This window comes from Fictibacillus sp. 5RED26, from assembly GCF_015903895.1.
Classification (GTDB): domain Bacteria; phylum Bacillota; class Bacilli; order Bacillales; family Fictibacillaceae; genus Fictibacillus; species Fictibacillus phosphorivorans.
In genome coordinates, this window is record NZ_JACZDU010000001.1 from 448452 (window position 1) to 464592 (window position 16141).

The 16141-nt window shown below is 40.3% G+C and carries 16 protein-coding genes and 1 other annotated feature; of the genes, 10 read left to right on the forward strand and 6 right to left on the reverse strand.

The annotated features are described in order from the left end of the window. Positions 1 to 8 precede the first annotated feature (8 nt). The 5 genes from IHV10_RS02335 (at position 9) to lysS (ending at position 4158) form a co-directional block, all read left to right on the forward strand. Entirely contained in the window at positions 9 to 827 is an 819-nt protein-coding gene (locus IHV10_RS02335) for a hypothetical protein (protein WP_197127146.1), read from the forward strand. Positions 828 to 837: 10 nt separating this feature from the next. Further along, positions 838 to 1167: a hypothetical protein gene (locus IHV10_RS02340; protein WP_197127147.1), complete on the forward strand. Its 330-nt coding sequence runs from the start codon at positions 838 to 840 to the stop codon at positions 1165 to 1167. 91 nt (positions 1168 to 1258) lie between these two features. Then, the gene (locus IHV10_RS02345; protein ID WP_231619398.1) at positions 1259 to 1480 is read left to right on the forward strand and encodes a hypothetical protein; all 222 of its coding nucleotides are present in this window, start codon (positions 1259 to 1261) and stop codon (positions 1478 to 1480) included. Between the two features lie 55 nt (positions 1481 to 1535). After that, the gene (locus tag IHV10_RS02350; protein ID WP_197127148.1) at positions 1536 to 1871 is read left to right on the forward strand and encodes a hypothetical protein; all 336 of its coding nucleotides are present in this window, start codon (positions 1536 to 1538) and stop codon (positions 1869 to 1871) included. A gap of 399 nt (positions 1872 to 2270) precedes the next feature. Further along, positions 2271 to 2543, forward strand: a binding site (T-box leader). A gap of 67 nt (positions 2544 to 2610) precedes the next feature. Beyond that, positions 2611 to 4158 (forward strand): lysine--tRNA ligase, encoded by a 1548-nt coding sequence (gene lysS / locus IHV10_RS02355; protein WP_197127149.1) that lies wholly within the window; start codon positions 2611 to 2613, stop codon positions 4156 to 4158. 171 nt (positions 4159 to 4329) lie between these two features. On the opposite strand, the gene IHV10_RS02360 is transcribed toward lysS, so the two are convergent. Next, the gene (locus IHV10_RS02360) at positions 4330 to 4809 is read right to left on the reverse strand and encodes a DUF1641 domain-containing protein (protein WP_197127150.1); all 480 of its coding nucleotides are present in this window, start codon (positions 4807 to 4809) and stop codon (positions 4330 to 4332) included. A gap of 15 nt (positions 4810 to 4824) precedes the next feature. Continuing rightward, positions 4825 to 7752 (reverse strand): formate dehydrogenase subunit alpha, encoded by a 2928-nt coding sequence (gene fdhF / locus IHV10_RS02365; RefSeq protein ID WP_197128163.1) that lies wholly within the window; start codon positions 7750 to 7752, stop codon positions 4825 to 4827. Between the two features lie 394 nt (positions 7753 to 8146). Here fdhF and IHV10_RS02370 point away from each other — a divergent pair, with 394 nt between their 5' ends. Both IHV10_RS02370 and fdhD read left to right on the forward strand, forming a co-directional pair. Next, positions 8147 to 8491 (forward strand): DUF2294 domain-containing protein, encoded by a 345-nt coding sequence (locus IHV10_RS02370; RefSeq protein WP_137790251.1) that lies wholly within the window; start codon positions 8147 to 8149, stop codon positions 8489 to 8491. An 18-nt stretch (positions 8492 to 8509) separates the two neighbouring features. Next, a complete protein-coding gene (gene fdhD / locus IHV10_RS02375; RefSeq protein ID WP_197127151.1) occupies positions 8510 to 9325 on the forward strand; it encodes a formate dehydrogenase accessory sulfurtransferase FdhD in 816 nt (271 codons plus the stop codon). 20 nt (positions 9326 to 9345) lie between these two features. Here the strand turns inward: fdhD and IHV10_RS02380 are convergent, their stop codons facing one another. Next, positions 9346 to 11013 carry a serine hydrolase domain-containing protein gene (locus tag IHV10_RS02380; RefSeq protein ID WP_231619399.1) on the reverse strand — a complete coding sequence of 556 codons (1668 nt, stop codon included), beginning with the start codon at positions 11011 to 11013 and terminating at the stop codon, positions 9346 to 9348. Positions 11014 to 11231: 218 nt separating this feature from the next. On the opposite strand from IHV10_RS02380, the gene mraY reads away from it, so the two are divergent. Beyond that, positions 11232 to 12182, forward strand: a complete 951-nt coding sequence (gene mraY, locus IHV10_RS02385) for a phospho-N-acetylmuramoyl-pentapeptide-transferase (protein WP_197127152.1) — start codon at positions 11232 to 11234, stop codon at positions 12180 to 12182. Positions 12183 to 12469: 287 nt separating this feature from the next. On the opposite strand, the gene IHV10_RS02390 is transcribed toward mraY, so the two are convergent. Both IHV10_RS02390 and IHV10_RS02395 read right to left on the reverse strand, forming a co-directional pair. After that, positions 12470 to 13648 carry an endonuclease gene (locus IHV10_RS02390; RefSeq protein WP_197128165.1) on the reverse strand — a complete coding sequence of 393 codons (1179 nt, stop codon included), beginning with the start codon at positions 13646 to 13648 and terminating at the stop codon, positions 12470 to 12472. A gap of 212 nt (positions 13649 to 13860) precedes the next feature. Beyond that, the gene (locus tag IHV10_RS02395) at positions 13861 to 14403 is read right to left on the reverse strand and encodes a GNAT family N-acetyltransferase (protein ID WP_197127153.1); all 543 of its coding nucleotides are present in this window, start codon (positions 14401 to 14403) and stop codon (positions 13861 to 13863) included. A gap of 115 nt (positions 14404 to 14518) precedes the next feature. On the opposite strand from IHV10_RS02395, the gene IHV10_RS02400 reads away from it, so the two are divergent. Next, complete coding sequence (locus tag IHV10_RS02400; protein ID WP_197127154.1) at positions 14519 to 14863, forward strand: winged helix-turn-helix transcriptional regulator; 345 nt, start codon at positions 14519 to 14521, stop codon at positions 14861 to 14863. After that, on the forward strand, positions 14856 to 15038 hold the full coding sequence (locus IHV10_RS23055; protein ID WP_197127155.1) for a cysteine-rich CWC family protein: 183 nt from the start codon (positions 14856 to 14858) through the stop codon (positions 15036 to 15038). The genes IHV10_RS02400 and IHV10_RS23055 overlap by 8 nt, the downstream gene beginning before the upstream one ends. Before the next feature lie 33 nt (positions 15039 to 15071). On the opposite strand, the gene IHV10_RS02410 is transcribed toward IHV10_RS23055, so the two are convergent. Then, a complete protein-coding gene (locus IHV10_RS02410) occupies positions 15072 to 16133 on the reverse strand; it encodes a DctP family TRAP transporter solute-binding subunit (RefSeq protein ID WP_197128166.1) in 1062 nt (353 codons plus the stop codon). Between the last annotated feature and the right edge of the window lie 8 nt (positions 16134 to 16141).

Consider the following 16141-nt stretch of genomic DNA (forward strand, 5'->3'; position numbering starts at 1 on the left):
AGGACATTATGGATCATATTATTACTATGACTACTGAAGAATTAGGAGTTTTATTAAGTACTGCAGACTACGATGAAGAAGCACGCATTATGATTCATGACTTCATCAAACCTAAAGGAGAAAGTGAACTAATCGCAATTTTTAATACAACGGTCAATCAACTTAGAATGAAGGGCATATGGAATGAGGAGAATCATAAAAATGAATTAAATCCTATAAGTGAAGAAACCATGACCTTCTTAGAAATTTATGCAAATTGTGAATACATGATTAGAGCGACCAATGAGTGGAAAAAGGCGAATTTGGTTCTTCACTATGTTGAAGAAGATACATGGCTATATCATTATATTGATGATAATGTAATACATGAGTTTGCGTTTATGAAGGAAGAGGAAATACCAAATACCTTAAAGGATTTTTATTCTTATTCTTTTACGGAGATTGAATATGATTATAGCTTTTATTTAACTGATAAACAATTTGATGTACTTAGCAACCCTAAAAAGCAAAAAAAGGTAGAGAAGAGCTTTACAGGTACTCATTTGGAAAAAATATCTTTTGAAAAATTTCTTCCGGATTTAAAAGCTAACAATCATATGATGGAGAACATTTCTCTATTCTCAATTGATAAGAGCAGACAATTATATCTTCAAAATGCAGCTTTTTTCTTTAATTCTGCTGTAGGTGTCTGGTTATCGGAATATGAACACGATAAAGATGTTCCAGTGAAGATACATCTTGCGAATGAGGAAAAATGGGATGATATTTTGGAGGGTGTAAGGTCTTTTTCGTCTGAGCAAATAAGAGAGATAGCAAAACTGACATAAAGGAGTATATATGACAGAGTTAATTAGGTACGTTATTCTAGCAATTTTAGCATCACAAGCTGCATATTTTTTTGCGATATTTTTTCTGTACAAAGTTATGATGGATTGGTATGAATGGAGTACTTTCCCTGACCCAAGGAACTTGTTTGAGAAAACCGTAAATTTTTTGACTGCGCTTGTGTTTGGAGTAGCATATTGGGCTGGTTTAAAAGTTAAAAATAAAAATTGGTTTATGAAAAGAGTATATCTTTTGGGTTACGTTTTTGTTTATATCATTCTTGCTGTAATTGTATATAATATTTTAAATTCTATTCTTGAATATCTTGAAATGAACTTTTGATTTGATGACTGAATTAATTAGGTTAGCAATTATATTTGTACTAACTACACAGGGTGGGTATTTTTTAGCCATCTTCTTAGCTGGTCATAGCATGATTGAATGGTATGAATGGAGCATAATACCAAACCCAAACAAGAATATTTTTATCAGCATCACTAATGGTTTTACAGCAAGTTTTATTGGTATAGCTTACCAGGCTGGAAAAAGAGTGGATCATCATAATTTGTTCTTGAAAAGAGTGTATCTTTTAGGTTATGCAATGTTGTTTATTATAGCTTCAGTTACTTTTTATCAAACTGTTGACTATTTTTAAGGTTAATAGAGTACAGATAATTTTATCTGAATAAGAAGTTTAATAAGAGGTAAAGATGATAGAACTCGTTCGAATAGCCTTAGCAGGAATACTTGCTTCCCAAGCTTCATACTTTATTTTACTAATTCTCATATACCAAACCATGATGCATTGGTATGAATGGGGAACTTTCCCAGATCCTAGTAATATATTTGAGAAAACCGTGAATTTCTTAACTGCACTCGTATTTGGTGTCGCTTATTGGGCAGGTTTAAAAGTAAAAAAGAAAAAATGGTTTTTGAGACCTTTGTATCTTACTGGTTATTTATTTCTTTATATTATCCTAGCAATAATTACCTTTAAAATAATAAATTCTGTTCTTATTTACCTCGAGAGGAATGTTTTTCTTTAATGACTTAACTGATAAGAATTGGTTTGATGGCGATACTAGGAACGCAAGGAGCTTACTTTTTAGCCATATTTTTAGCGGGAAACACGATGATCGATTGGTAAGAATGGGGCACGTTTAGGAAGGCGGATACCTTTTTTACTAAAACAGTGAATTTTCTTTCAGCTCTTTTCATGGGAAACGCTTATTGGGCTGGAAAAAAAGATGACCATCACAATTGGTTTTTAAAAAGAATATACCTGCTAGGTTATATCTTTATTTATATGATAGCAGGGATTATATTTTATGAGCTATGTGACTATATCTTAAGGTTTATTGAGTATAATTAAAGAATGATTTTAAATTTAAAGTTTGTTTTTGACAACTTTCATAAAACTGATTATACTAATAAAAATTTAACAATTTATGGCTATGAAGAGAAAAGTAGTTAAGTAACATTATTTCCAGAGAGCTCTTGGTTGGTGTGAAAGAGCAATAATACCTTAACGAAAAAAGACTCTGAGCTTTGTACGGATGCAAAGATATCTTTGCTGATACTACAACGGGATCTCCCGTTATAGAGATAGGGTATACGCAAGTGATTCTTTTTCATTGCCGTACCTGAAGAGGTTGATATGGTGACATATGAACAAACTGAGGTGGTACCGCGAAAGCTAATAAGCTCTCGTCCTCAAGATGAATAATCTTGGGGGTGAGGGCTTTTTTGTTTTTCTTTTCTTAAAAAATGAGGAGTGATTTAAACATGCATTGGGCATTTCGTATAGCAGAAGAACTAATAAGAAAGCACCCAGATCGAGAGACGTTTGTTTGTGCATCAGGCATCAGTCCATCGGGCTCGGTTCATATCGGAAATTTTCGAGAAGTGGTTACCACATACTTTGTTGTAAGAGCATTGCAACACCTAGGTAAGAATACGCGTTTTATCTTTTCATGGGATGATTTTGATCGTTTTCGTAAAGTCCCGAAAAATATTGATCCGACTTTTGAGCAATATATTGGAATGCCATACTCAGAGATCCCATGTCCGTTTGGGTGCCACAGTTCTTACGCTGAGCACTTTGAAAAAGAGTTTGAACAGTCATTGAGAGAGTTCGGGATCGTTCCTGATTTTATTTATCAGAGCAAGGAGTATCAGTCAGGAAGGTATAATACTCAGATCGTTCATGCTCTTCACAATCGCAAGCAGATTTATGATATCTTAATGAACTTTAAATCTAGTGAACACAGTATGGAAGAGCGAGAGCGCTTTTATCCGATAAATGTGTATTGTGAAACTTGCAGGAAAGACACAGTACACATTCACGAATTTCAAGATGAAAGATTAAGCTACACTTGTTCATGTGGTCACTCAAACTCTATCGAGGTAGCACTAGCGACTTACATCAAGTTGAATTGGAAAGTGGATTGGCCGATGAGGTGGATGGTTGAGGATGTGGTGTTTGAACCAGGTGGCAGGGATCACTCATCCTCGACGGGGAGCTACAGAGTTTCAAAGGAGATTGTTGCTGAGATCTTTAACCATCAAGCTCCCCAGTATGAGCCGTATGATTTTATTAGCATTAAAGGGACTGGTGCAAAAATGTCCAGTTCTTCGGGCAACAACATTACACCTGAAGAACTGTTGAAGGTCTATACACCTGAAGTGATCCTTTTCATGTTTGCAAAATATCAGCCGAATGCGCCCTTTCATATCGGGTTGGATGAAGATGTGATTCGAAACTATACGGAATTTGAGAGGTTTAGTCAGGCAGATCAGGGTCTGCTGAAAGAGGAGATCAGATGGGCGCTAGATTTGTCAGCTGTGAATTCTGGAACACGTCGAGTGCCAAGGTTTAGTCATGTGGCGAGCATCTTGCCACTTGTAAATTTCGAAGCTTCTTTAGTTCGTGACGTATTGGGAAGAACAGGTGAGGAGTATGCGTTGGAAGAGGTAAGAGAAGTTTGTGCGCGAGCGGAATATTGGCTGAGAAACTGGTGTCCTGAGAAAGTGCTTGTAGTTAATGAACAAAAGAACCAAGAATATTATGCTTCACTGACTGATACGGAGAAGGAGTGGGTTGTAGGATTTGTAGGCGTGCTGCAGGATGAAGTACAACTACAGGATGATGAGTTTATGAGAAAAGTTTACGATATCTGTCATGTGGATGATCCCAAAGTGAAAAGAAACAACCAAAAAAGGTTGTTCAGCATCATCTATCAGCTTGTTTTGAACACCAATAGTGGTCCGCGCATACCTTTACTTCTTCATTCTATAGGGAGAGAGCGGTTGGTTGCTTTACTGCAACATTAATACTGTCCACTTTGGGAGAGTTACTGTCCAGTTTTAAAAAATACTGTCCACTTCTGAAGATTTACTGTCGACTTTTACCAAAATACTGTCCACTTTCAAATAAATACTGTCCATTCGACAATTCAGCCATTATAAAAGGTGACGCCACCATAGCGTCACCTTTCCTTATCATCATTTCTTCAATTCCTGCCCCATGCCTTTCAAAAAGTGAAGACCAAAGCCGATTGCTCGATTAATATCAGGGTCCTTCAGAGACTTCACAAGATCGAACGCCCCAACCTTCTTATCGCTCTCCACAAAATCTTCCCCCTGCTTCAAGCCAGAAACGACACTATCCAGCAGCTTAGCGGTAACCTCAGGGTCCATCTTTGTCAATAAGCCTGCTGCACCCATCAAGTTGTTAATCATGTTCGTAACGGGTTCCCGCGTTGCTTGACCAAGGGCGATGTTTGCAATTTTATCTTTTGCGACAAGCATGGAGTTTGCCGCTTCCAATGCGCCGATTTTGTCTAGCTCCCCAATAAAATCAAGTGCCTTAGTAAGTGCAGCATCTTTTTCAGCTAATGCTTTTTGCAGTTCAGTTAGCTTCTCTTGCTGAATCTGCTCTTCGGTTTTTACACTCTTTTTTATAACCGTAGTTGGTTTTGCCATATGAATTCCGCCCCCTTACACTTCATCCGTCAAGTGAACATAGCCCGGACGATTCCATTTACGCTGTACTTCAACACCGTTTTGTGGATAGCGTTTTTTATTTCTTGGGTTGTTGCCAGGTAGTTTCACTTCACCTTCACGGCTGATGATTTCCATTCGTACCTTCGTTTGTTTATAGGCTGGTGTATGTGTACGATGATCAACAGCTGGACCAGTTAAAAAGTTGATTGCAGTCTCGTTATTCACAGAGTTCATCGGAAGATACAGCTCGTTGTTTTTTACACGATCTGTAACGAGTGCGTTTAACTTCACGGCTCCAAACGGCGAGATCAACCGAACGACGGATCCATCGATCACACCGCGTTCTTCTGCAAGAGTAGGTGATACTTCAACAAAAACATCAGGCACTTTATGCTGAATGCCTTTTGATTTGTTTGTCAGATTGCCTTCATGAAAATGTTCGAGCATGCGTCCGTTGTTGATATGAAGGTCGAATTCTTCTGGAAACTCTGCCGGGTGCATCCAATCTGATAGTGCAAATCGTGCTTTTTTGTCAGGGAAGTTAAAGCCATCTGTGTAAAGAAGCGGTGTGCTTTTACCACTAAAGTCTCCCCAAAGGAAGCTGCCCCAGCCTTCTAATACATCATAGTTTGCTTCTCCAAACAGGGGAGCAAGTCCCGCCATCTCTTCAAAAATTTCACTCGGATGACTGTAGTTCCAATCTGCACCCATTCGAATGGCGATCGCTTGGATGATTTCCCAGTCAGGACGAGACCCACCTGTTGTAGGTAAGGCTTGGTACAAACGCTGCACACGACGTTCCGTATTTGTAAATGTTCCTTCTTTTTCTAAAGAAGGAGCTGCAGGCAGAACGACATCCGCGTATTGTGCGGTTTTCGTTAAGAAAATATCTTGGACCACAAAGAATTCAAGCTGACTAAGCATCTCATGAACATGGTTGGAGTTTGAATCAACGAGCGCCATGTCTTCACCGACTAAATACATCGATTTGATCTCGCCCGTTCCGATTCCCTCGACCATCTGGATGTTGTCTTTACCAGGTTTGCTATCAATCGTTACGCCGTATGCTTTTTCAAATTTTGCTCGAGCAAGATCATCTGAAATATGCTGATACCCCGGAAGCCAAGCAGGTAACGTACCCATATCGCAAGCCCCTTGAACGTTGTTGTGGCCACGAAGCGGGTAAGCACCTGCACCCGGACGACGATAGTTGCCGGTTGCTAACAATAAGTTCGAGATGGCAGCAGAAGTGTCACTTCCACCCGTGTTTTGCGTTACACCCATTCCCCAAAGGACGCATGTGCCGTCAGCGTCGCGAATCATTTTCGCCACGTCTTTGATTGTTTCTTGTGAAAGCCCAGTATGTTCCTCGGCATATTCTAACGTATATTTTTCCAAAACTTCTTTAAAGTCTTCTAAGTAATGAACATTCTCTTCAATAAATTTCTGGTCGTGCCAGCCTTGATCAATCATGTACTTCGTAACGGCCATGAGCCAAACTTGGTCTGTGCCTTGCTTAGGACTCATGAAAATATCTGAGCGTTCCGCGAGTTCATGTTTACGAAGGTCCGCTACGATTAATTTTTGTCCGTGCAGTTTATGCGCACGCTTTACACGAGTGGCAAGAACGGGATGTCCTTCTGTCGGATTCGCACCAACAACGATGACTAGGCCAGCTTGCGCGATATCTTGAATCGTTCCTGCGTCACCACCCATACCGACCGTACGGAACAATCCATCGGTTGCAGGAGACTGACAATAACGAGAGCAGTTGTCAACATTGTTCGTGCCGATGATCTGACGCGCGAACTTTTGCATCAAGTAGTTCTCTTCATTCGTAATTTTGGATGACGAAACAAAGCCAAGTGCGTTGCTACCGTGTTTTTCTTTTATTGAGGTCATTTTTTCAGCGATTACGTTTAACGCTTCATCCCAGGTCGATTCCACAAACACGCCGTCTTTTCGAATAAGCGGGGTAGTGAGGCGTTCTTCGCTATTTACGAAATCCCAGCCGAACTTTCCTTTGACACAAGTTGAAATTGCGTTCACAGGACCTTCACTTGGTTCTACCTTTAAAATCTTTCTGCCTTTCGTCCAAACTTCGAACGAACAGCCAACTCCACAGAACGTACAAACCGTTTTTGTCTTTTTCGTACGTGTTTCACGCATAGCAGCTTCTACTTCAGATATCGCAAAAATACCACTATATCCAGGCTCAACTTCTTTAACAAGTTCGACCATCGGCTCAAGTAGATCTTCTTTCAATCCTGTCATGAAACCCGCTTCGCCAAGCATTGATTTTTCCATAAGAGCGTTACACGGGCAGACGGTAACACATTGTCCGCAACTGACACAAGAGGAATCGTCGATACTTGATCCAGCATCCCATATTACGCGCGGGCGTTCGCGTTCCCAGTCTATGGAGAGTGTTTCGTTCACCTGCAGGTTTTGACACACTTCAACACACTGACCGCACGTGATACATTGGTTGGCATCATATCGGTAGAACGGGTGAGACATGTCAATATCCACTGGTTCTTCTTTTGGCGAGTAGGGAACCGCTTGGTGTTCGATTTCCATCAACTCAGCAGTATTATGCAGCTTACAGTTGCCGTTGTTGTTATCACAGACCGTGCAATAGAGAAGATGGTTCTCGAGCAAGCGGTCCATCGCCTCGTTCTGTGCATCCTTTGCTCTCGTAGAAGAGCACTCGATCGCCATACCGTCGAGTGCCATCGTTGAGCATGAACGCATCAGCTTGCCATCTACCTCCACGATACATGTATCACACGTTTCGATCGGATCCACTTGTGGGGTATAACAAATCTGGGGGTGAGATAGTTCGTTTTTATTGATAATATCGAGAATGGATGTGCCAGAAGGAGCTTCATATTTGTTGCCGTCGATTGTAATTTGAATCATCTTATCCATTAAGAATCTTCCTTTCGTTTAATACTTCTAGTCATCGTAAACGTATGATTGTACAAAAAAATCCACCACGAAAGCACAGATTCTATAGACGTACAGAAAATGTGAATTCATGGTGGAATAGTGTAATAGCAGGTCATACCATTAGGCCAATCCAACATTAGATCTCTTTTATTTTAATTAAAAGATAGATCATTATGTAATTTATTAAGATGGAAGAAAAAACAGTGTGAACGATCTTCTCTACCAACTTTTCTCTTTCATTATAGCGTTTACATCATCAAGAAACAACAAGACTTGTATTCTAGCTTTTCATTTTAATCACGTGCGAAAAGTAAGTACATCATGTATGATTAGTAAAAAATGGAGAAATAGTGGTGATGTTCGAATGACGAAGAAAGTGCATGACTTCAACGATATTATTCGTAAACTTCGTAAGAACTTATTAGGAAAAGGACCTGAGAAAATTCATACGGTCTTTGTGGAAAACATGGCGATCTCAACCATGTACGGAAATTTAACACCAACTGAAAAATTCATCGCCCGAACGGCAGAAGGCAAGGAGATGGTGCATGCTGCAAGGACTCGCCTTATTCAGGACGTTTATGCAACAGCTCCACCAGATGGATTAGAAGATGTGACCGGTGCAAAATTCGTTCATCTGTTCTCAGATTTTAAAGTGGATGAAGACATGGCTGTGTCTGTCTTTGTTTTTGATAAACCGATTGCATAGCGAAAGGGTGATTGTCTTATGAAACCGATTGTGACTAAGCGCAGCATTCTGCAGATTAAGAAAGGACTTGCAGCGAACGTAGAAGACACAATTGTGACCGAACTTCCTGTAACGATTAAGATCAATGGGGAAGAATTTGTAACGATGGTATGCAGCCCTGAGTACATTGAGGATATGGTCGTAGGCTATCTCGCCTCTGAAGGAATCATCCGCAACTATAAAGATATTAAAGACCTATGGATGCAGGAAGACGGAAGTTTTGTACATGTGACGACTGATCCTTTAAATCCGGTCTATCAAAATCTGCAGAATAAAAGATACATAACTTCATGCTGTGGCATGAGCAGGCAAGGCTTTGTTTTTGCGAATGATGCTCGTACGGCGAAATCTATGAATGAAGTCAGGGTGCGAGTTACGCCTAAGGACTGCTTCCGTTTGATGCGAGAGATGCAGAAAGGAGCAGGCATTTTTCAAGAAACAGGCGGTGTGCATAACGCGGCACTTTGTGATGTGAACGGAATCGTGCTGAGCCGGATGGACATAGGTCGTCACAATGCCCTCGATAAAATTTATGGATATTGCTTGAAGAATGATATTTTCATAGGGAATAAGATTCTCGTGTTTAGTGGTCGGATTTCTTCTGAGATTTTATTAAAAGTAGCGAAGATTGGCTGTGAAATCGTCCTCTCTAAATCAGCTCCCACAGAATTTGCTCTGCAATCAGCGGAAGAATTAGGAATTACTACAGTTGGTTTTGTAAGAGGGGATTCTATGAATGTGTATACACGTCCTGAGCGGATTGTTGTACAAAAAGAAAGCAGTTCCGCCGATTAAAGCGAAACTGCTTTCTTGTTTTACCAACTGCGCTCTATCCAATCGTTTTGAACCTTTGTTAATCGCTTCTTCTTTCCTCGGCGATCACTTCCATATACATCATCTACATACCATCCTCTACCGTTAACAGAAGCATCGGTTTCATAGAGAAAGCGAACAAACTTTGTTCCTTCAGGGAGCTTTACCTTTTCGCGATCCCATGTTTCGTCTTTTCCGGTATATGTGTTTGGTAGTGTTGTCCACGTTTCATTGTCACTTGAAACATGAACGGAACCTTTGTCACTTCCATCTTCAATACTGAACCAATGGTTAAAATGAAGAGTATCCTGATTTTTACCGACTTCAAATGTTAGTTCTTTTTTCAGGTTATCGCCATATCCAGCAAACCAAGCTTTATCTTTGTGATGAAAAGGAACTGAAATTGCATCTGCTGTTAGTTGTGCGACCTTACGTCGTATCGGATTCATAGAAACCGTCGCTCGAGAAGGGTGGACGCGATTCGTTAAGGTAAGTACAATCGTTTTATTCTTAGGTGAAACAACCATGGAGGTCCCGGTGTACCCAGTGTGTCCAAGTGTTTGTTCATTGCTTAGAGCATCCATGTACCACCCTTGATTTAATTCCCAGCCTAGTCCGTGTGAGTTTGATGGAAACTGTGGTAGCTGGTTTTCTGTTAATAAGCTAACCGTTTCAGGCTTGAGAATCTGTGTTTTACCATACTTACCATTCTGTAATATCATATGGCCGAAAATAGCGAGATCTTTAGCGGTGGAAAAGACGCCGGCATGTCCTGCAACGCCATCTAAACTCCACGCGTTCTCGTCATGCACACTTCCCCAGACCATGCCGCGGCCGATTGCTGGCTGATATTCAGTAGCAGCGATTCGGTCACGAAGATCTGCCGAAGGGTTGTACATCGTATCTTTCATTCCGAGCGGCTCGGTGATGTTCTTTTTTACAAAGTCGTCGAGACGTTGACCTGACAGTCTTTCAACTAAAACACCTAGAGTGATTAAATTTAGGTCACTGTATGTATACGTTGTTCCAGGCTCATTCTTTAAGCCGTATTTTAAGGCGATCTGCAGTCGTTCCTCGCGATTTGCTCCCATACTGTATAGAGGAATCCATGCAGTAAACCCTGAAGTATGCGTCATGATCTGCCGGATAGTTACGCTCTCTTTTCCGTTTTCATTGAACTCTGGAATGTATTTTCCGACAGGGTCATCTAGATTGAATTTTCCTTGTTCATATAGCTTCATTGCAGCCGTTGTGGTGAAGAGTTTGGAGATCGAGGCAATATCGAAAATAGTGTCTTTTCTCATCTCAACAGGATGATCCATTTCTGTGAACTGATCGTCTATGTAGCGAGCGGAATAGCCATATGCATCATGCTTTGCGATACTTCCACTTCTAGCGATGAGAACGACAGCGCCTGGCATGGTTCGTTTCTCAATCTCACTCTCAATAAACGGACCGATTTGCTCTAGTGGTTCTCGTTTTAGTGAAGCATTTTCTGGTGTTCCCGGATGTAGAACAGGTGATGATTTAGAGGGCTGGTTCCAGTCACCGTGGTGCGTTCGATTATGATGTTGGGAGGAGGAGCCCTCTGCAAAAATGGCAGGAGTAAAACTGGATAACAACATGGCTGTACTAAGCATGGTACAAACTAAAACACGTTTTCCTCTCATAAGTCATTCTCCTTATTCTGAATATTCTAACACTTACTTACAGTAGCAATCTGGAGAAAAGGTGTCTATCACTCGGAAGTCCCACAGCATTTTGTACTAGTTAAATTGTAAAGAAATTGTAGGAGGTCTGACCCGGGTCAGACCCCCTACAATTTAAAGGAACTTTTCATCTTTTCTCGAATAGTTACAGTGGAGAAAGAAGAGAGGAGACTAAAATCGTGCTGTTACAACTAACACCTGCTTTTATCACGTTTTTGTTAACCGTAATATTTGCGCCTCTGTTAATTATGACGTTAAAAAAACTTAAACTCACACAGCCCATTCGAGTAGAACTTCCACAAGATCATCAGGAAAAGAAGGGAACACCCTTAATGTTAGGAAGTGTGTTTTTTGTAGGGATTTTCGTCGCGCTTTATTCCACGACCAGTCCAGTCATGCTCTTTTTAGTGGCAACGTTTATACTGTTTAGTTTTATTGGTTTTCTAGATGATTTTTGGAAAGCTTCAAAACAAGATCCTGGCGGGGTATCGGGAAAAACAAAGCTAAAATTTCAGTTCGCATTCACCATTCTTCTCTTATATGTTGGCATCGATCTTTTTAACATTGATACAAGCATACGGGTAACAGAATCTTTTAATATTGTTTTTCCGTATATCATCTATTTAATTTTAATTACACTGTTTATTGTCGGGACAGCGAATGCGATTAATTTTACGGATGGTATGGATGGACTTCTAGGCATGGTTGCAATACCTACATACTTCTTTTTCTTTGTAATCACTGAGTATACGGAAGTGAAAGTCTTTTGCTTAGTGATGATCGCTACAATTCTAGGTTTCTTAATCTATAATTTGTATCCCGCAAAAGCGTTCATGGGTGATACGGGATCACTCGCCATTGGAGGAACCTTATCGTTTCTTGCCATCATCGAAAACGTAGAGATCTTAATACCAATCCTGTTTATTATCTATCTCGCAGAACAGCTTTCTGTCATCATACAAGTTGCTTATTTTAAACGAACAAAAAAGAAGCTGTTCCGGTTCACACCCATACATTATCACTACGGAATAAAATATGGATGGTCAGAAAATATGATCGTAACCGTGTTTGCGATGGTTTCTTGGGCGGCTTGTGGCATTTGTTTGATGTATTATGAGGTATTTATGTAGAGAGAGTGACACAATTTGGTGTGTCATTCTCTTTTTTTTGCTGTTGTGTGTTTTTGGAGCGGAATTTTAATCTTTATGTAGATATCGTATAGACTTGGCACCTTATCTCTTATACAGGGTGGGGTATCTGCGCCGGAGCTATTCCCACGAGTTTCATTAATAATCCACCGAATTTTGAACATATATCAGCGAGTCGACATCTTTCGATAAAAATAACTAGTTGGATACCCTCGATCTCCCTAAACACAAAAAAAGCCCACCGAAGTGAGCCCTTCTAACACACATTCCTACCAAATTTCCTCAGCCCATTCTGGGTGATCGATGAACGGGTTACGATTATGCTGATAATCTTCGTAGATGATGTTGTTTCGGTTTCGCTCCCAGTTATCAACCGGATCCTCTAAGTGCCATTGCAGCAACACAGACATCTTACCGTGATAAGGAGCCGTACCATTATTAACGTTGTTGTTCAATTCTAGTTGTGGTTCACCGCTGTCCCCTTCATAACGAACAGCCATGTAAAACAACATGCGGGCAACGTCGCCTTTTACTGCATCACGTGGTTCCCATGAGTCGCTGTCGTAATAGTTGCCAAGTGCCTCAGAATGCTGCGAGCCGCCATTATCAAAATCAAGGTTTCCGCGAGAGCTGTTTACACTTACATCAGTTGGACGCAAGTGATGGATATCCGTACCTGGACCCATCGCTGTTCCAAAGTCTCCATGTGATTTTGCCCAAACGTGCTCACGGTTCCAATCGTTTACGTTCCCACCGTTAGTGGTTTTGCTCTGCGAACGGCCGGTGTATAGAAGGATGACATTGTTGCTGTTGTTTGGATCTTGATCGGTTACTTTAAGTGCGTTCCATACGGCATCATAAGAGAGTTCAGTATGATCGTCGATAATATTGTGAAGAGCCGTCTTTAATGCTGCGCCAGTTTTTCCTTGAGCAGGATTATAATACGATTCATCAAAAGTTGGTGGGTCAGTAGGATCTGTAGGCGGATCTGTAGGTGTTGTACCAGATGCTTTCTCCATAGCTGTTGGATCTTTTAGGCCAGCATGCGAGAAGTAAGCCGCTAGACTGCCTGTTACTTTAATGGATTGACCTTTTAAAGTAGGGTTTGTTTTTAGACCAAACTGTGATCGGTAAGATGTTGGAATCTGAACATAAACCATATTAGCTGTGTTTGTTTCAGTGGGACTGTCTGCTAAAGCAAGTGCATAATCATTTGGATAATTGCTTGTTACTACGGTTGTTGTTGCGGTAGGTTGTCCTACTACATAACCTTGAACAGTCTTTGCAGAATTGTTCTGATTCGAGATACTTTGAGAAACTGAATAAGGACTGGACCACGATCCATCTCCAGCCGCTTGAAGAGCTGGAATAAATGCTAACGTGCTGACCACTAACGCAATTACTACTGAGAAAAGCGAAAGAAACTTTTTGTTCTCATGCCTTTTCATCATCAACGCCTCCACCCATTTAATTTTTACACCCTGCACTTTGTATTTCTAGTTGTTTCACATATTTCAAAATGTTGGTGAAACAGGTTTTATTCTACAATACTTTTATTAATTTCATTTTACAGATTTGTAAAACGAGAAAACTAGCTACAAAGGGAGGAACTAAAGAGGCGTTGAAAAACAGTTATATGTACCTAATAAATGAAAAGAAGTTAATTACTTCTTACTTTCTTACTGCGTAGAACCGAGATGAAACCGCATAATATCTCATGACTGACTGTAAATCCTTTACGTTGATAAAAGGATAATGCGTCATCGTTCCCATTGGAAACGTAAATAAAGTAATCATCCACTTCATCAAAAAGAGAAAGCCAGTTCATAGACATGTTAAATAATTTAGAACCCACTCCATATTGTCTGTACTCATCCTTAATATAAAACTGGGAAAGGCAACCGACAGCTTCTTTCTGAACGGAATTCATATCAAAAAAGGTGGCAAAATCGTTGCGATACACCTCTTTCGGAGAAATGTTAACATATACGTATCCAACAGGTTCATTTTTATCTTTGACTACGACGATATAGTTATGCATGGCTTTACGCACGGACGGAATCAAGCGCGTTTCAAAGTTCATGGAGTCAAATAATTCAGGACTTATGTCGGCTTTTGATTTTTGATACTTCATGAGCTCGTTACAGAGTTCTCGGCATACCTCAATCTCATGTTCAGGAATAATCTCGTATTTTAATTCCATATTAATCACTCCCTACGTTGTTCATTACGCTATAATTTTATTACATAGAAAAAGGAAAACAAGTATGCAGTAATTTCTTACTAAGTCAGTAAAAACTGAGTAAAGGAGCCGTAAAATGAGTGAGGAAGGATATAAAAGAAAAGAAGATTGCCCGTTAACCTTTGCTCTAACACTAATCGGTAGTAAATGGAGACTCCCGATCATATGGGCATTGTGGAAAAATAAAAGAATTCGTTATAACGAATTGAAGCGTCAGGTAGATGGAATCACAAACATGGTTTTATCTCAGTCTTTAAAAGAGATGGAAAAACAAGGTCTGATCGTGCGAACGCAATTCATGGAAATACCTCCTAAAGTGGAATATTCATTAACAGAGGCAGGAGAAGCTTTAATTCCATCACTAAAATCTTTGGCAGAATGGGGAAAAGAGATGCAGATAAAGGTGAAAGCTCATGTCTGAGTGCCCGTTATGTAAGGGAGATAATGTCTGTGCAATTTCAAACGGAAAGGACCCAGAAACGTGTTGGTGTATGAACGTTCAGATTCCAACTCAACTTCTTGAATTTGCTGCTTCAAATCGTGAAACGTGCATTTGCGAAAACTGTGTGCAGAATTGGAACAAAAAGGGGTGCTGATAATAAGTGATCAGCACCTAGGTTTTTTACAGGTTAAAAGTCTTTATATGAGTCTCTTAACTTTAACATCTTGGAAAGTAAATCTTCTCCAATCTCACTTTTGAAATCTCGGTACACAGTCTCCCAACGATTCGCCCACTCTCTTTTTTCTTCTTTTGTCAGATAATGAATATCAATTGAAGAGTTTTTCTCAATCAATGCAAGCTGTTCTTCGTTCATCGCGAAGGATTGAGTCTGGTTCCAGGAAGTGGATTCGTTCAAAGCTTCAGATATAATGTTCTGTTGCTTGCTACTAAGGTTTTTCCAATACTCACCATTCATGATTACGGCATAACCTAAAAATCCATGATTGCTTATCGTAAGGTGGCTTTGTACATCAAAGAACTTCTTAGAATAAATATTAGAGATCGTGTTCTCCTCACCGTTCAATTCTCCAGATTCCAATAATCTGTACGTATCGTTAAAATCCAATCCAACGGCTTTAGCTCCGACTTCATCAAATTGATTCTGGAGCACTGTACTAGGCATGATTCGCAAGTTTTGCCCCTTTAGATCATCGGGGTGAACGACTGGCCCGTCGTTTGTTGTAATCTGTTTAAAACCATTGATCCATAACGTTAGGCCTTTCATATTTTTCTCTTCTAGTGACTGAAGCAACGTGTTCCCAATGTTTCCGTTTAACGCCTTTATAATGCTTTCGGAAGTAGGCATGGCATAGGGGAGATCAAGAACTTGCCATTTTGGTGAAAAAGAGCTTAGTTTTGTAGTAGCTGGTGCGATCATCTGTACATCACCACGCTGCAGAGCTTCGAGTTCTTCTTGGTCGGAATAGAGTCCACCGTTTGGAATCACTTCTATTTTTATCTGACCACCTGATTTCTCGTTTACCCGTTTTGCAAAACGCTGTGCAGCGAGGCCTTTCGGTGTGTTCTCTGCAACCACGTGACTGAACTTGATGACGACCTGGTCCTTTATTCCTTTTTGATCATCGTCATAGGGAAGTGTTCCTTCTGACATTTTTGCATGAAAACCAATCCAGATCGATACTGCTAAACCTACGATTAGTATCAGCGCGATCCCGATGAACGATTTCATCATGAATT

Excerpts from the sequence above, each read along its gene's own strand:
- fdhF (WP_197128163.1), bottom strand. The coding sequence starts at position 7,752 with ATGATTCAAATTACAATCGACGGCAACAAATATGAAGCTCCTTCTGGC.
- IHV10_RS02400 (WP_197127154.1), top strand. The coding sequence starts at position 14,519 with ATGAGTGAGGAAGGATATAAAAGAAAAGAAGATTGCCCGTTAACCTTT.
- IHV10_RS02395 (WP_197127153.1), bottom strand. The coding sequence starts at position 14,403 with ATGGAATTAAAATACGAGATTATTCCTGAACATGAGATTGAGGTATGC.
- IHV10_RS02380 (WP_231619399.1), bottom strand. The coding sequence starts at position 11,013 with ATGAGAGGAAAACGTGTTTTAGTTTGTACCATGCTTAGTACAGCCATG.
- IHV10_RS02335 (WP_197127146.1), top strand. The coding sequence starts at position 9 with ATGGATCATATTATTACTATGACTACTGAAGAATTAGGAGTTTTATTA.
- IHV10_RS02390 (WP_197128165.1), bottom strand. The coding sequence starts at position 13,648 with ATGAAAAGGCATGAGAACAAAAAGTTTCTTTCGCTTTTCTCAGTAGTA.
- IHV10_RS02345 (WP_231619398.1), top strand. The coding sequence starts at position 1,259 with ATGATTGAATGGTATGAATGGAGCATAATACCAAACCCAAACAAGAAT.
- IHV10_RS02410 (WP_197128166.1), bottom strand. The coding sequence starts at position 16,133 with ATGAAATCGTTCATCGGGATCGCGCTGATACTAATCGTAGGTTTAGCA.
- IHV10_RS23055 (WP_197127155.1), top strand. The coding sequence starts at position 14,856 with ATGTCTGAGTGCCCGTTATGTAAGGGAGATAATGTCTGTGCAATTTCA.
- lysS (WP_197127149.1), top strand. The coding sequence starts at position 2,611 with ATGCATTGGGCATTTCGTATAGCAGAAGAACTAATAAGAAAGCACCCA.
- IHV10_RS02350 (WP_197127148.1), top strand. The coding sequence starts at position 1,536 with ATGATAGAACTCGTTCGAATAGCCTTAGCAGGAATACTTGCTTCCCAA.
- IHV10_RS02360 (WP_197127150.1), bottom strand. The coding sequence starts at position 4,809 with ATGGCAAAACCAACTACGGTTATAAAAAAGAGTGTAAAAACCGAAGAG.
- IHV10_RS02370 (WP_137790251.1), top strand. The coding sequence starts at position 8,147 with ATGACGAAGAAAGTGCATGACTTCAACGATATTATTCGTAAACTTCGT.
- IHV10_RS02340 (WP_197127147.1), top strand. The coding sequence starts at position 838 with ATGACAGAGTTAATTAGGTACGTTATTCTAGCAATTTTAGCATCACAA.
- fdhD (WP_197127151.1), top strand. The coding sequence starts at position 8,510 with ATGAAACCGATTGTGACTAAGCGCAGCATTCTGCAGATTAAGAAAGGA.